Origin of the sequence: Cellulosimicrobium funkei (assembly GCF_900155925.1) — a bacterium.
Taxonomy (GTDB): Bacteria; Actinomycetota; Actinomycetes; order Actinomycetales; family Cellulomonadaceae; genus Cellulosimicrobium; species Cellulosimicrobium funkei.
The window spans coordinates 395,833-410,040 of sequence record NZ_FTMI01000004.1; the positions used below are offsets into that span (position 1 = coordinate 395,833).

The 14,208-nt window shown below is 75.0% G+C and carries 12 protein-coding genes; 10 read left to right on the plus strand and 2 right to left on the minus strand.

Annotation, left to right across the window (positions count from 1 at the left end):
* The first annotated feature begins 80 nt into the window (after positions 1–80).
* The 7 genes from typA (at position 81) to BXA05_RS12805 (ending at position 9,661) form a co-directional block, all read left to right on the plus strand.
* A complete protein-coding gene (gene typA, locus BXA05_RS12775; RefSeq protein WP_021479795.1) occupies positions 81–1,991 on the plus strand; it encodes a translational GTPase TypA in 1,911 nt (636 codons plus the stop codon).
* 13 nt (positions 1,992–2,004) lie between these two features.
* On the plus strand, positions 2,005–3,015 hold the full coding sequence (locus BXA05_RS12780) for a PIG-L family deacetylase (protein ID WP_244550453.1): 1,011 nt from the start codon (positions 2,005–2,007) through the stop codon (positions 3,013–3,015).
* 10 nt (positions 3,016–3,025) lie between these two features.
* Positions 3,026–3,475: a DUF6113 family protein gene (locus BXA05_RS12785; RefSeq protein WP_211435859.1), complete on the plus strand. Its 450-nt coding sequence runs from the start codon at positions 3,026–3,028 to the stop codon at positions 3,473–3,475.
* A gap of 76 nt (positions 3,476–3,551) precedes the next feature.
* Positions 3,552–6,788, plus strand: coding sequence for a VanW family protein (locus tag BXA05_RS12790; protein ID WP_244550454.1), 3,237 nt, complete (start codon positions 3,552–3,554; stop codon positions 6,786–6,788).
* Between the two features lie 31 nt (positions 6,789–6,819).
* The gene (locus BXA05_RS12795) at positions 6,820–7,719 is read left to right on the plus strand and encodes a hypothetical protein (RefSeq protein ID WP_061267634.1); all 900 of its coding nucleotides are present in this window, start codon (positions 6,820–6,822) and stop codon (positions 7,717–7,719) included.
* Positions 7,716–8,663, plus strand: coding sequence for a prephenate dehydratase (locus BXA05_RS12800; RefSeq protein WP_244550455.1), 948 nt, complete (start codon positions 7,716–7,718; stop codon positions 8,661–8,663). The genes BXA05_RS12795 and BXA05_RS12800 overlap by 4 nt, the downstream gene beginning before the upstream one ends.
* Positions 8,657–9,661, plus strand: coding sequence for a prephenate dehydrogenase (locus tag BXA05_RS12805; protein ID WP_244550456.1), 1,005 nt, complete (start codon positions 8,657–8,659; stop codon positions 9,659–9,661). Before BXA05_RS12800 ends, BXA05_RS12805 begins: the two co-directional genes overlap by 7 nt.
* A 97-nt stretch (positions 9,662–9,758) precedes the next feature.
* Here BXA05_RS12805 and BXA05_RS12810 read toward each other — a convergent pair whose 3' ends face one another.
* On the minus strand, positions 9,759–10,061 hold the full coding sequence (locus tag BXA05_RS12810; protein ID WP_034651460.1) for a putative acetyltransferase: 303 nt from the start codon (positions 10,059–10,061) through the stop codon (positions 9,759–9,761).
* A 153-nt stretch (positions 10,062–10,214) separates the two neighbouring features.
* On the opposite strand from BXA05_RS12810, the gene fdxA reads away from it, so the two are divergent.
* The 3 genes from fdxA to BXA05_RS12825 all read left to right on the plus strand — a co-directional run bounded on the left by fdxA (position 10,215) and on the right by BXA05_RS12825 (position 13,108).
* Positions 10,215–10,532 (plus strand): ferredoxin, encoded by a 318-nt coding sequence (gene fdxA, locus BXA05_RS12815; RefSeq protein WP_024841122.1) that lies wholly within the window; start codon positions 10,215–10,217, stop codon positions 10,530–10,532.
* Between the two features lie 19 nt (positions 10,533–10,551).
* On the plus strand, positions 10,552–11,694 hold the full coding sequence (gene dapC, locus BXA05_RS12820) for a succinyldiaminopimelate transaminase (protein WP_076405228.1): 1,143 nt from the start codon (positions 10,552–10,554) through the stop codon (positions 11,692–11,694).
* A gap of 115 nt (positions 11,695–11,809) precedes the next feature.
* The gene (locus tag BXA05_RS12825; protein WP_021482791.1) at positions 11,810–13,108 is read left to right on the plus strand and encodes a citrate synthase; all 1,299 of its coding nucleotides are present in this window, start codon (positions 11,810–11,812) and stop codon (positions 13,106–13,108) included.
* A gap of 102 nt (positions 13,109–13,210) precedes the next feature.
* On the opposite strand, the gene BXA05_RS12830 is transcribed toward BXA05_RS12825, so the two are convergent.
* Positions 13,211–14,188, minus strand: a complete 978-nt coding sequence (locus BXA05_RS12830; RefSeq protein WP_076405229.1) for a hypothetical protein — start codon at positions 14,186–14,188, stop codon at positions 13,211–13,213.
* Between the last annotated feature and the right edge of the window lie 20 nt (positions 14,189–14,208).

Consider the following 14,208-nt stretch of genomic DNA (forward strand, 5'->3'; position numbering starts at 1 on the left):
GGCGGGCCGAGCCCGCCGTCGTGCGCGCTGAGGTGGCCGGCCGTCGTCGCCCCTCGTACCCCACGAAATGAGAACCGTAGATGTCTGTGCGCTCCGACCTGCGCAACGTGGCGATCGTCGCCCACGTCGACCACGGCAAGACCACGCTCGTCGACGCGATGCTGCGCCAGTCCGGCGCCTTCTCCGCGCACCAGCACGTGGACGAGCGCGTCATGGACTCCGGTGACCTCGAGCGCGAGAAGGGCATCACCATCCTCGCGAAGAACACCGCGGTGCGGTACGCCGGCCCGGCGGCCGCCGCGGTGGGCGAGCCCGACGGCATCACGATCAACGTCATCGACACCCCGGGCCACGCCGACTTCGGCGGCGAGGTCGAGCGCGGTCTGTCCATGGTCGACGGCGTGGTGCTGCTCGTGGACGCGAGCGAGGGCCCGCTCCCGCAGACCCGGTTCGTGCTCCGCAAGGCGCTCGCCGCGAAGCTCCCGGTGATCATCGTCGTCAACAAGGTCGACCGGCCCGACTCGCGCATCACCGAGGTCGTCGCCGAGGCAACGGATCTGCTGCTGGGCCTCGCGTCCGACCTCGCGGACGACGTGCCGGACCTCGACCTCGACGCGATCCTCGACGTCCCGGTCGTCTACGCGTCCGCGAAGGCCGGCCGCGCGTCGCTCGACCAGCCGCTGGACGGCCAGCTCCCCTCGAACGAGGACCTCGAGCCGCTGTTCACGACGATCCTCGAGAAGATTCCCGCGCCGACGTACGACGAGGGCGCGCCGCTCCAGGCGCACGTGACGAACCTCGACGCGTCGCCGTTCCTCGGCCGCCTCGCGCTGCTGCGCATCTTCAACGGCGAGCTCCGCAAGGGCCAGGTCGTCGCGTGGGCGCGCCACGACGGCACGCTCCAGAGCGTGAAGATCACCGAGCTGCTGGAGACGAAGGCGCTCGACCGCGTCCCCACGGACAAGGCCCGGCCCGGCGACATCGTCGCCGTCGCGGGTATCGCGGACATCACGATCGGCGAGACGCTCACCGACCCCGACGACCCGCGCCCGCTGCCGCTCATCACGGTCGACGACCCGGCCATCTCGATGACCATCGGCATCAACACCTCGCCGCTCGCGGGCAAGGGCGGCAAGGGCCACAAGGTCACGGCCCGCCAGGTCAAGGACCGCCTCGACGCCGAGCTCGTCGGCAACGTGTCGCTGCGCGTGCTCCCGACCGACCGCCCCGACGCGTGGGAGGTCCAGGGCCGCGGCGAGCTCGCGCTGGCGATCCTCGTCGAGCAGATGCGCCGCGAGGGCTTCGAGCTCACGGTCGGCAAGCCGCAGGTCGTCACGCGCACGATCGACGGCAAGACGCACGAGCCGATGGAGCGCATGACGATCGACGTCCCCGAGGAGTACCTCGGCGCGGTCACCCAGCTCCTCGCCCAGCGCAAGGGCCGCATGGAGACCATGTCGAACCACGGCACGGGCTGGATCCGCATGGAGTTCATGGTCCCGGCGCGCGGCCTCATCGGGTTCCGCACGCGGTTCCTCACCGAGACGCGCGGCACCGGCATCGCGTCGTCCATCTCCGAGGGCTACGAGCCGTGGGCCGGCGCGATCGAGACCCGCACGACGGGCTCGCTCGTCGCCGACCGCGCGGGCAAGGTGACGCCGTTCGCGATGATCAACCTCCAGGAGCGCGGCTCGTTCTTCGTCGACCCCACGCAGGAGGTCTACGAGGGCATGATCGTCGGCGAGAACTCGCGCAACGAGGACATGGACGTGAACATCACCAAGGAGAAGAAGCTCACGAACATGCGGTCCTCGACGGCCGACAACTTCGAGAACCTCGTCCCGCCGCGCCACCTCACGCTCGAGGAGTCGCTGGAGTTCGCGCGCGAGGACGAGTGCGTCGAGGTCACCCCCGAGGTCGTCCGCATCCGCAAGGTCGTCCTCGACCAGACCGAGCGCGCCCGCGCGGTCTCGCGCGCGAAGCGCGCCTGACGCCACCCACGGGGTGACCGTCCCGCAGAGCCAGCAGGCCGCCGTCGTGCCCGACGGCGGCCTGCTGGCCGTCCACGCCCACCCCGACGACGAGGCCCTGGCGACGGGCGCGCTGCTCGCGACCTGGGCCCGCGCGGGGGAGCCGGTCACCGTCGTGACCTGCACGCGGGGCGAGCGGGGCGAGGTGATCGACACCCCCGCGCACCCGACGGGCGTCGGGCACCTCGAGGGCGACGGGCCCGCGCTCGCGGCGTTCCGCGAGACCGAGCTCGCCCGCGCGCTCGCCGCGCTGGGCGTGCGGGACCACGTCTTCCTCGACACCGTCACGAGCCCGGTCGAGCCGTCCGACGGCGGCGCGACCGTGCGGTTCGAGGACTCGGGCATGGCCTGGGTCGCGCCGGGCGTGGCCGGCGGGGTCGCGACCGAGCAGCTCCCGCCGCGCGCGTTCGTCGGCGTCCCGCTCGACGAGGCCGCCGCCCACCTGGAGGCGGTGGTCCGGGAGCGCCGTCCCGCCGTCGTGGCGACGTACGAGGCGGGCGGCGGCTACGGCCACCCCGACCACGTCCGGGCGCACGACGTCACGGTCCGCGCGCTGGAGCTCCTCGCCGCGGACGGCGAGCCGCTGCCCGCGCTGTGGCAGGTCGTCGCCCCCGAGACCACGGTGCGCGCGGCGCGCCGCGCGCTCGCCGAGCACCCCGGCGCGCGCGAGCTGCTCGCGGCCGACGCGCGGCTCACGCTCCCGGACCCGGACGAGGCGCTGCCCCCGCTCGCGCGTCCCGACGCGTCGCTGCCCGCGCTCGTCAGCGTGCCGGTGGGTCCCGTGCTCGACGACGTGCTCGGCGCGATGCGCGCGCACGCGACGCAGGTCCAGCACGTGACGGCCGCCGCGGGGGGCGAGCCGGTGCTGCTCGGGTGGTACGCCCTGAGCAACGACGTGCTGGCGCCCGTCCCTTCACACGAGTTCTACGCTCCCTCCGGCCCTGCTCTCCCGAGCGACCAGGTCCCGCCCGGACCCACGCGTTAGCCTGGGGCCCGTGGAGACCGGTATGGGGCGGCTCGTGGGCCGCGGGGTGGCGTGCGCGCTCGTGGGCGCGCTCGTAGGGCTCGTCGGCACGGTCGCGCACCGGGCGCACCTCCCGGGCGTCGACCTCCCGGGCGGGGCCGGGCTCGGCATCGTGCTCGCCCTGCTCACCGTCCTCGCGGCGGCCACCCTGGCCCGCGCCTGGGGCGGGATGGCGGGTCTCCTGGGCTTCGGCATCGGGTGGGTCGTCGTCGTGCAGCTCCTCTCGCTGCAGGGTCCGGGTGGCGACGTGCTCGTGCCGGCCGAGCCCGTGGGGTACGTCTGGATCTACGGGGGCATGCTCGTGGTCGCCGCGGCGGCCTTCCTGCCCCGGTCGTGGTTCAGCGACCGCCCGGTCCGCACGGCCCAGCACGGGCGTCCCACCAGGCACGACGGACCCGAGAACCCCCTCGCGTCCCGCTAGTATTCGCCGTGCGGATCCCCGCACACCCCTCGTCGTCGCGCGGACCGCCGCGCGCCTTTCGTCACGGAGACAGTGGATGGGTCAGCCGACCGACCGAGACGCCGATCTCGACTCCCCTCAGGACGCCGTGCCGGAGCCCGCCGAGACGGTCGAGCCCGCGGCTCCCGAGACGGCGTCCGGCCCCGACGCGCAGCGTGCCGACGCCTCCGGCGACGTCGCCCCGGTCGCTCCCGCGCCGGCGGACGAGTCCACGAGCGCGTCGACGGACGAACCGACGGGCGCGCCGACGGACACCGCCCCGGACGGCCCCGCGCCTGCGGACCACGGTCCTGAGGGTGCCGGCGCGGCCGAGCCCGGCCCCGTACCCGGCGCGACCCCGGCGGGCGACGCGCCGGCCCCCGGTGCAGCCACCGCCGACGTGTCCGAGGCCGGCTCTCCCGCGGCGGGGAGCCGCCCGGAGGTCGCCTCCTCGGAGCCGGTCGCCGCTGCGGAGCCGCTCGCCTCCTCGGAGCCGCTCGTCACCTCGGAGTCTGTCGCGGTCCCCGAGCAGACGGCCGCGACCCCCGAGCGGTCGGCCGCGCAGCCCACCGCCACCTCGGAGCAGGGCTCCGCGGTGCCGGACGCCGCGAGCCCGGCCACCCACGCCATGCCCGCAGCTCCGGCGGACGAGGCACCCGCCGAGACCCGCGCGACGACCGGGACGGACGTGGACGCCGGTGCTCCGGCGAGCGCCGCCCTCGAGCCCGACGCCCAGGACACCCCGGTCGAGAGCGGTCCGGACGCGTCCGTCGCGGAGTCGCCCGTCGCGGGTGCGTCCGCGCCGGGCGGGTCGACGGCCGACCCGACCGAGGCGAGCGGCGCGCCGACGTCGACCACCCCCGACGCGCCGGTCGCCGGCGCTGCCGAGAGCCCGGCCCTCGTCGGCACCCCGGACGGCGGCCCCACGGCCGAGAGCAGCCCGCGGACGGTCGGCGCTCCCGGCGGCAGCGACGCAGACGAGGCCGACGAGGAGCCGTACGTCCCGCGCGTGTTCGCGTTCGACCCGGACGTCCCGGCGGTGCTCGTCCCCGCACCGGGTGCCCAGGCCGACGCCCCGGCCGCCCAGGCCACGGGCACCGCCGACCGGGAGGCCCCGGCGCCCGTCGCCCACACCTCGGTCCCCCCGGACTCCACGACCTCGGACGACACGGCCGCGGACGCGACGGCCGCGAGCAGCGCGACACCTGACGACCCGACGTCGGCCGACCGGTCGGCCGACGCGACCGGGGGAGGCCCGGCCGACGAGAGCACGGCCGAGCGGTCCGCCGTCGTGCCCGTGAGCTCCGCGCCGGCGGGCGACCAGGGCCGACCCGCGGACGAGGGGAGCGACGCCGCGCCCGACGCGACGCGGGTGATCCCGCCCGTCGACCCGTGGTCGCGGCCCGCGCCCGTCGTGCGCACGTCGATCCTGTCTCCCGCGTCCCCCGACGAGCCGGCGAGCCCGGCGCCGGTCGCCGCCGGCGCGACCGCTCCGGCGGAGGCCCCGGCCGAGGGCTTCGGCGCGACGGCGCAGGCGGTCGCCGCGGGGATCGCCGCACCGAGCGCGTTCACGCCGGTCCCGCCCGACGACTCGCGCGAGGCCTCGCCCTTCGAGGGCTTCGACGAGGACGCGCCGCGGCGCGGCTGGGCCCGCGGGCTGCTGTGGACGGGGATCGCCGTCCTGGTCCTGGGCGGCCTGTACACCGGCGCCCAGTGGTTCTACTCCGACAAGGTCCCGAGCGGGACGAGCGTCGCCGGCGTCGACGTCGGTGGCCTGTCCCGGGCGGCGGCCGAGGACCGGCTCGAGTCGGAGCTCGGGCCGCGCGCGGCCGAGCCGATCACGCTCGCCGCGGGCGAGGCGAGCACGACGCTCGACCCGGCGACGGCGGGCCTGACCTTCGACGCCGCGGGCACGGCCGAGGAGCTCACGTCGTTCTCGATGAACCCGGCGCGCCTGTGGCAGCACCTGTTCGGCGGCAAGGACGCGGAGCCGCTGGTCACGGTCGACGACGCGGCCCTCGACGCCCAGGTCGAGGCGCTGCGCGGCAGCCTGGAGATCGAGCCCGTGGACGGGGCCGTGCAGTTCGTCGACGGCGCGCCCACGAGCACGCCGGCCGCGGACGGCTCGGCGCTCGTCACGGACGAGGTGCCCGCCACCATCACGGAGAGCTGGCTCGTCACCGACGGGCCGGTCGAGCTGCCCACCGAGCCCGTCGAGCCCACGATCACGCAGGACGAGACGGACGCCGCGCTCGCCCTGGCGGAGAAGGTCGTGTCCGCGCCCGTCGTCGTCTCCGTCGGCGGCCAGTCGCCGGAGCTGCCCCCCGAGGCGCTCGCCGCGGCCGCCTCCTTCGCGGCGACGGACGGCGTCCTCACCCTGACCTTCGACGGCCCGGCGCTCGTGCAGTCCGTGGTCGACCGGACGAACGACCTGCTCACGGCGGCCGACGACGCGCACTTCGTCTTCCGGGACGGCGTGCCGGTGATCGAGGGCGGCCAGCCCGGCACGACGATCGACCCGGCCGCCATCGCGACGGCCGTCACGACGGCCGCCTCGGGCGACGAGCGCACGGCGACGGTCGAGCTCGTCGAGTCGGACCCGGAGCAGTCGGTCGCGGCGCTCGAGGCGCTGGGGATCAAGGAGAAGGTGTCGGAGTTCTCGACGCCCGTCCCCAACGTCCCCGTCCGCACCGCAAACCTGCAGCGCGGGGCGGAGAAGGTGAACGGGACGCTCGTCAAGCCGGGGGAGACCTTCTCGCTCGTCGACACGCTCTCGCCCATCACGCTCGAGGGCGGCTACTACGCGGCCGGCATCGTCGAGAGCGGGCGCCACACCGAGGGCGTCGGCGGCGGCCTGTCGCAGATGGCCACGACCACGTACAACGCGGGCTTCTTCGCGGGGCTCGAGGACGTCGAGCACCGCCCGCACAGCTACTGGTTCGAGCGCTACCCCGCGGGCCGCGAGGCGACGATCTTCGTGGGCTCGATCGACATGAAGTTCAAGAACGACACCCCGTACGGCGTCCTCATGCAGTCCTGGGTCGGCGGCGGCCAGCTGCACGTCGCGGTCTGGAGCACCAAGTACTACGACGTCGAGACGTCGTCGAGCGGCAAGTCGAACGTGGTCCAGCCGACGACGGTCACGCACTCGGGCGCCGACTGCGCCCCGACGCCCGCGGGCAGCCCGGGCTTCTCCATCACGAACTACCGCAAGGTCTACCGCGAGGGCGAGCTCGTCAAGGACGAGTCCTACCGGTGGACCTACAAGCCGGACAACGCGGTCGTCTGCGAGTAGACCCGGTCCACCCACGAACCACGGAGGTCCCATGCTCGGACGCAGCGAACGGGAGTCGGGAGCGCAGGCGCTGCTCGCGGCCACGGCGGCGGGATGGGTCGACGGCGACCCGACGGAGGCGCTGCTCGACCTCGGGTCGACGACGGCGACGCTGTCGACCGTCGCGAGCATCGACGCGCTGGCCGCCGTCGTGCACCTGGGCCACCCGGCGCAGCCGTCGCACGAGCTCGAGCGCGCGCTGCTCGCGGCGCCGCCGTCGCTCGTGCTGACCGGCGCGTCGGCGGTGCCGTCGCAGTGGGTCTGGGTCGGCCGGTCGACGGCGGCCCGCGACCTGACGGGGCACGTGGTGGTCGACGAGGCGGGCATGCGCGACCGGCGCCACGTGCTGCGCACGATGGGCGTCAGCCCGTCGCTCGTCCCGACCCGCACCACGCTGGAGGAGCGGGTCGCGCTCGCCGGCGCCGACGGCAGCCTCGTCGTGGAGCGCTCGGTGGCCCGCGGGCCGCTCGCCGCGCTCGGCTACGCCGAGCTCCCGGGGAGCGAGCTCCTCGGCGAGGGCGCGCCCGTCTGGTACGGGCTGCTGGAGAGCCGCGACGCGGCGCCTCGGGCGGAGGGCGTCGCCCAGGTGTGGCTCGCGTTCGGGCCCCGGGACGACCACCGCGGCTCGCTCCAGGAGACGCTCGCGCTCGTCGCAGCCGCCGGGATCGACCTCCAGCACCTGCGCAGCCACCGCTCGCAGGCGGGGCCGCACATCTTCTTCTGCGCGTTCTCGTGCCCTGACGCGACGACGCTCGACGCGCTCGTCGCGGGGTTCGGGGAGCGGGGCGTCGCGCACCGGGTGCTCGCGGTCCTGCCCGGGCAGGAGTTCGTGCCCGGCCCGGACGCGCTCGAGCCGCGCTGGGCGACCGCCCCCGACCCCGTCCACGCGTGAGCGTCGGGTACCTCGGCCCCGAGGGGTCGTTCACCCACCAGGCGGCGGCCGCGTGGTCGGCCGAGCACGGCCCGGTGGATGCCGGGCTCGCGGCCCGCGAGACCGTCGCAGACGTGTTCGCGGGCGTGGCCGCGGGCGTGCACGAGCGGGGCGTCGTCGCGATCGAGAACACGGTCGAGGGGTACGTCGTGCCTTCGCTCGACGCGATCGTCGGGAGCGCGAGCGTCGTCGCGGTCGACGAGGTCGTGCTCGACATCTCGTTCGACGCGTTCGCGCGACCGGGCCACGGCGACCTCACCGAGGTGACGGCGCACCCGCACGGGCTCGCGCAGTGCCAGGGCTTCGTGCGCCGGACGGGCCTCGCCCCGGTCGCGGCGTCGTCGAACGCCGCGGCGTGCCGCGACGCCGGCCCGCACCAGGTCGCCCTCGGCCCGACGATCTGCGGTGAGCTCTACGGCCTGGAGACGGTCGAGCGCGCGGTCGAGGACTTCGCGGGCGCGCGCACCCGGTTCCTCGTGCTGGCGCCGCGCGCGGAGGCCGCCGCCGCGCTCGGCCGGGCGCGCAGCGGCAGCGAGACGGCGTGGCGCACGATGCTCGCGGTGACGCCCGTCGTCACGGGACCGGGGGTGCTCGCGCGCATCACCCAGTCCTTCGGCGCGCGGCGCGTCAACCTCTCGAGCCTCATCACCCGCCCGCTCAAGGCGGTCGCGGGCACCTACGCGTTCGTCCTCGTGGTCGACGGCGCGCCCTGGGACGCGCCGGTGCGCGCGGTCCTGGAAGACCTCGTCGGGGCCGGGGACGCGCTCAAGACGCTCGGGGTCGTCCCGGCGCGCGGCGAGCTCGACGGGTCGGTGCGCGCCGACGTCGACGCCGCCCACGTCCCCGTCGGGAGCGTCGACGCGTCGACCGGCGCGGCGGGCCTCGCGACGGGGCTCCTGTGGTGACCGCCGCGGGTGCCGCGCCGGAGCCTGGAACGTCCCGCTCGGCGGTCCGGGTCGGCGTCGTCGGCCTCGGTCTCGTCGGCGGCTCGGTCGCCCGGCTCCTGCACGACCGCGGGGTCGAGGTGACCGGCTACGACGCCACGGCGACCACGCGCGCGGCGGCGCGGGCTGCCGGTCTGCGCGTGGTCGGCGACGTCGCGGAGGTCTGCGCCGACGAGCCGGACGTCCTCGTGCTCGCCGTGCCGCTGCGCGCCATGCGGGCGGTCGCGGCCGACGTCGCCCGGCACGTGCGGGGCGCGACGGTCGTGACGGACGTCGGGAGCGTCAAGGGCGCGGTGCGCGACGCCGTCCGGTCCGCCGGGCTCGACGCCCGGTACGTCGGGGCGCACCCCATGGCCGGGACGGAGCACTCGGGCTTCGAGGCGTCGGACCCCGCGATGCTCGCGGGCGCGCGCTGGGCCGTGACGGTGGACGCGACCACGCGACCGGACGCGTTCACGAGCGTGCTGCGGCTCGTCACGGGCCCGCTCGGCGGCACGGTGCACGTGCTCACCGACGACGTCCACGACGAGTCCACCGCGCTGGTCAGCCACGTCCCGCACGTCCTGGCCACCGAGCTCCTGGGCGTCGTCGCCGACGCGCCCGTGCGCGACGTCGCGCTGGGCCTCGCCGCGGGCAGCTTCCGCGACGCGACGCGCGTGGGGCGCACCGACCCGCGCCGGACCGAGGCCATGGTCACGGACAACGCCGCGTGGGTCGCGTCCGCGCTGCGCGTCGTCGTGCGCGACCTCGAGCAGCTCGTGCGCGCGCTGGAGACCAACGCGCCCGTGGGGGAGTTCTTCGACCGGCCCGACCCGGTGCGCGCCGCGACGGGCGGCACCGGCGAGCCCGTGCGCGTCGACCTCGACGACGCGGGCACCTGGCGCGAGACGCTCACCGCCGCGGGGGCCCGCGGCGCCGTCGTCGTGGACGTCGAGGACCGGGCGGTCGTCGTCGCCTGAGCGGCCGCCCGCCGGGTCTGGGCGTCGCCCGCGAGTCACGTCCTCGCCAGGCCCCGTCCCCGGGCCCCGTCGACCGGTCGTCCGTCGGGCCCGGTCGTCAGTCCGGGCGCGACGCGGGCCGTCGCGGGGGCCGCGGCGGGACGGGCTTGCCGGCCACGATCGCGTCGAGCGGCACGGAGACCAGGGGAGGGGCGTCGTCGCGCGGGCCGTGGCCGCGGTGCGGCGGGGCGCTGCCGCCCGCGTCCTCGCGCAGCACGAGCGTGGTCGCGGTGGTCTCCACGACCACCCCGATCACGTCGGTGAGGGGCTTGCCCGCGGCGGCGGCGTCGTCGGGCGAGAGCCTGCGGCGGACGACGACCCGCGTCCCCGGCGCCCACGTCGTCCAGGGCGAGTCGGGCACGGGGCGGCTCCTCGGGCGTGTGACGTTCGTCCACGGGCTGGTCAGAGAGGGTCGGGCACCGCCCGACCTGAGCGATACTAGTCGTGCATGCCCCTGTCATGACCTCGCCCCTCGCCGGGCCGGGTCCGGACGAACCCAGAAAGGTACTCGGTCGTGACTTACGTGATCGCCCAGCCGTGCGTGGACGTCAAGGACAAGGCGTGCATCGAGGAATGTCCTGTCGACTGCATCTACGAGGGCAAGCGGTCGCTCTACATCCACCCGGACGAGTGCGTCGACTGCGGCGCGTGCGAGCCGGTCTGCCCCGTCGAGGCGATCTACTACGAGGACGACGTGCCGACGGAGTGGAGCGACTACTACCGCGCCAACGTCGAGTTCTTCGACGACCTCGGCTCGCCCGGCGGTGCCGCGAAGATGGGTCTCATCGAGAAGGACGACCCGATGATCGCCGCCCTGCCGCCGCAGGCCTGAGCCTCCGGCGCCGGCGCTCGTGGGACTCGCCGACCTCTCCGGTCTCGCCTATCCCTGGGACACGCTGACCCCGTACGCGGAGCGCGCGCGAGCGCACCCCCGCGGCGTGGTCGACCTCTCCATCGGCACGCCGGTGGACCCGACCCCCGCCGTGGTGCGCGACGCGCTCGCCGCCGCGTCCGACGCGCACGGCTACCCGACGACGCACGGGACGCCCGCCCTGCGCGAGGCGGTCTCCGCGTGGTTCACCCGCCGTCGCGGCGTCCCCGGGCTCGACCCCGACGCCGTGCTCCCCACCGTCGGGAGCAAGGAGCTCGTGGGGCTGCTGCCCTCGCTCCTGCGGCTCGGGCCGGGCGACGTCGTCGTGCACCCGCGGACGGCGTACCCCACCTACGACGTCGGCGCGCGCCTCGCGGGCGCGACGCCCCTCGCCACGGACGACGTGGACACGTGGGCCGGGCGCGACGACGTGCGCCTGGTCTGGGTCAACTCGCCGAGCAACCCGACGGGCCGGGTGCTCGATGCCGCGCACCTCGCGCGCGTCGTCGCCGCGGCCCGCGAGATCGGCGCGGTCGTCGCGAGCGACGAGTGCTACGCGGAGCTCGCGTGGACCGAGCCCTTCACGACGACCGGTGTCCCGAGCCTGCTCGACCCGGCGGTGTGCGGCGGGTCGCACGACGGCCTGCTCGTCACCTACTCGCTCTCCAAGCAGTCGAGCATGGCGGGCTACCGCGCGGCGTTCGTCGCCGGGGACGCGGCGCTCGTCGCGGACCTGCTCGCGACGCGCAAGCACCTCGGCATGATCGTCCCCGCGCCGGTCCAGGCAGCGATGGTCGCGGCCCTGTCCGACGACGCGCACGTCGCCGCGCAGCGGGACGTCTACGCACGCCGCCGTGAGGTGCTCGTCGACGCCCTCACCGGCGCGGGCCTCGTGATCGACCACTCCGAGGCGGGCCTCTACCTGTGGACGCGGCCCGCCGACGAGGCGGCCGGCGACTGCTGGCTGACGGTCTCCGCGCTCGCGGACCGGGGCATCCTCGTCGGGCCCGGGGCGTTCTACGGGACGGAGGGCGCGGGGCACGTGCGCGTCGCCCTCACCGCGACCGACGAGCGGGTCCACGAGGCCGCGGCTCGACTCTCCGGAGGCCTCCCGCTGGCGTGACCTGGATCACAGCGAGTGTGGTGGTCTCGTGACGGTTCCTGATTGGTCACGTGCGGGTGAGGCGGGGTACGGTCGACCGCGCGGCAACGGCGCGAGCAGCAGCAGGAAGGGAACCATGACCACCACTCAGCAGGCGAAGGTCCGCCTCCTCGTCGACGACCAGGCGCAGGACCTGCCCGTGGTCGCGGCGACCGAGGGCAACGACGGCATCGTCGTGTCCTCCTTGCTCAAGTCGACCGGCCTCGTGACCGTCGACCCCGGCTTCATGAACACCGCGTCGTGCGAGTCGAGCATCACGTACATCGACGGCGAGGCCGGGATCCTCCGGTACCGCGGCTACCCGATCGAGCAGCTCGCCGAGCGGTCGAGCTTCCTCGAGGTCGCCTACCTCCTCATCCACGGCGAGCTCCCCGACGCAGCGACGCTCGACGCCTTCGTCGAGCGCGTCAACCGGCACACGCTCGTGCACGAGGACTTCCGCACGTTCATGGGCACGTTCCCGCGCAACGCGCACCCCATGGCGGTGCTGTCGTCCGCGATCAACGCGCTGTCCACGTTCTACCCCGAGTCGCTCGACCCGTTCGACGACGAGACGGTCGAGCTCGCGACGGTCCTGCTCCTCGCGAAGTCGCGCACCATCACGTCGTACCTGCACCGCCGCCGCGTCGGCGAGCCGCTGCTCTACCCGGACTACTCGCGCGGTTACGTCGACGACTTCCTGCGCATGACGTTCGCGACGCCGTACCAGCAGTACGAGGCCGACCCGGTCGTCGTCGACGCGCTCGACAAGCTGCTCATCCTGCACGCCGACCACGAGCAGAACTGCTCGACGTCGACGGTCCGCGTCGTCGGGTCCTCGCACGCGAACCTCTACGCGTCCGTCGCGGCCGGGGTCAACGCGCTCTCGGGCCCGCTGCACGGCGGCGCGAACGAGTCGGTGCTCACCATGCTCGACAAGATCGCTGGCGCGGAGTACGACGTCGACACCTTCATGAAGAAGGTGAAGAACAAGGAGGACGGCGTCCGCCTCATGGGCTTCGGCCACCGGGTCTACAAGAACTACGACCCGCGCGCGGCGATCGTCAAGAAGTCGGCCGACGCCGTGCTCTCCACCCTCGGCAAGAAGGACCAGCTCCTCGACATCGCCATGGGCCTCGAGGAGATCGCGCTCAACGACGACTACTTCATCGAGCGCAAGCTCTACCCCAACGTGGACTTCTACACGGGCCTCATCTACAAGGCCATGGGCTTCTCGCCCGCCATGTTCACGCCGCTCTTCGCGCTGGGCCGCATGCCCGGCTGGATCGCGCAGTGGCGCGAGATGATGAAGGACCCGCAGACCAAGATCGGCCGCCCGCGCCAGGTCTACGTCGGCGAGACCGAGCGCGACTACGTCGCCGTCTCCGACCGCTGACGATCCCTCCTCCGGACGCCGCGCCCCTCACCTCCCGGTGAGCGGCGCGGCGTTCGTCGTCGGCCCCGTCGGCGACCCGGCGTCGGGACCGACGACGGTCTGTCAGGACGCGTCGGGGACAGCGACGTGGACGCGCAGGGTGCCCGGCTCGAGCGGCGCGAGGTCGGCCGGGTCGAGGGTCGTCCACGTCGAGCCGTCGCGCGACCAGCGGCGGTCGCCGACCTCGACGGCGACGACGTTCGTGGCGTCCGCCGTCGCGACGGCCCACTGGGCGACGGCCCATGCCGACCGCTCGACGTCGCCGTCCTCCGCGGCGCCGGGGAGCGCGGACGCGTCGACCACGACCAAGCCCCCGTCCCCGCCGTCCGACGACGCGACGCGGACGGCGTCGCCGAGGTCGCGCGCGGCGCGCTCCCGGAAAGGCTCGGCCGGGTCGCCGTCGGCCGGGACCTCCTCCGCCGGGACCGCCGCGAGGTCGCACGTGAGCGACGCGGGCGACCAGCCGGTCAGCGCGGACGCCCACGCGCGCGAGCGGGGCTCGTGCTGCGCGTACGCGTCGGGGAACGCGGACCGCTGGACGGTCTGCGCGGCGACGGTGACCTCCATGCCCTCGTAGCCCTCGACCGTCTCGAGCACGTCGTAGAACGTGTTGGTCGAGTAGACGGGGTCCATGATCTCCGCGACGGTTCCCCACCCCTGCGAGGGGCGCTGCTGGAACAGACCGACGGAGTCGCGGTCGCCGTAGTCGATGTTGACGAGCCGCGACTCCTGCAGCGCGGTCGCGAGCCCGATGGTCGCGGCGCGGGCGGGCAGCCCACGCCGCACGGCAGCCCCGCTGATGAGAGCCGCGTTGTCCGCCTGCGTCACGGAGAGGTACCACGTGCGGCCGTCGGCGGTCGCGGCGCAGCGCTCCGCGACGGGTGTCGCGTCGTCGAGCCGGTTGAGCGCGACCACGACCGCGCCGACGCCCACCGCGGCCACCGTGACGAGGGTGACCGCGGTGCGAAGGGGGCGTCGGCGCCGCCGGACACGCCCCGGCGCCGGGGCGTCGGGGGAGCGCGGGGGCTGCGTCGTCGTCATCGTCGAGGCGGGGCGTGCTC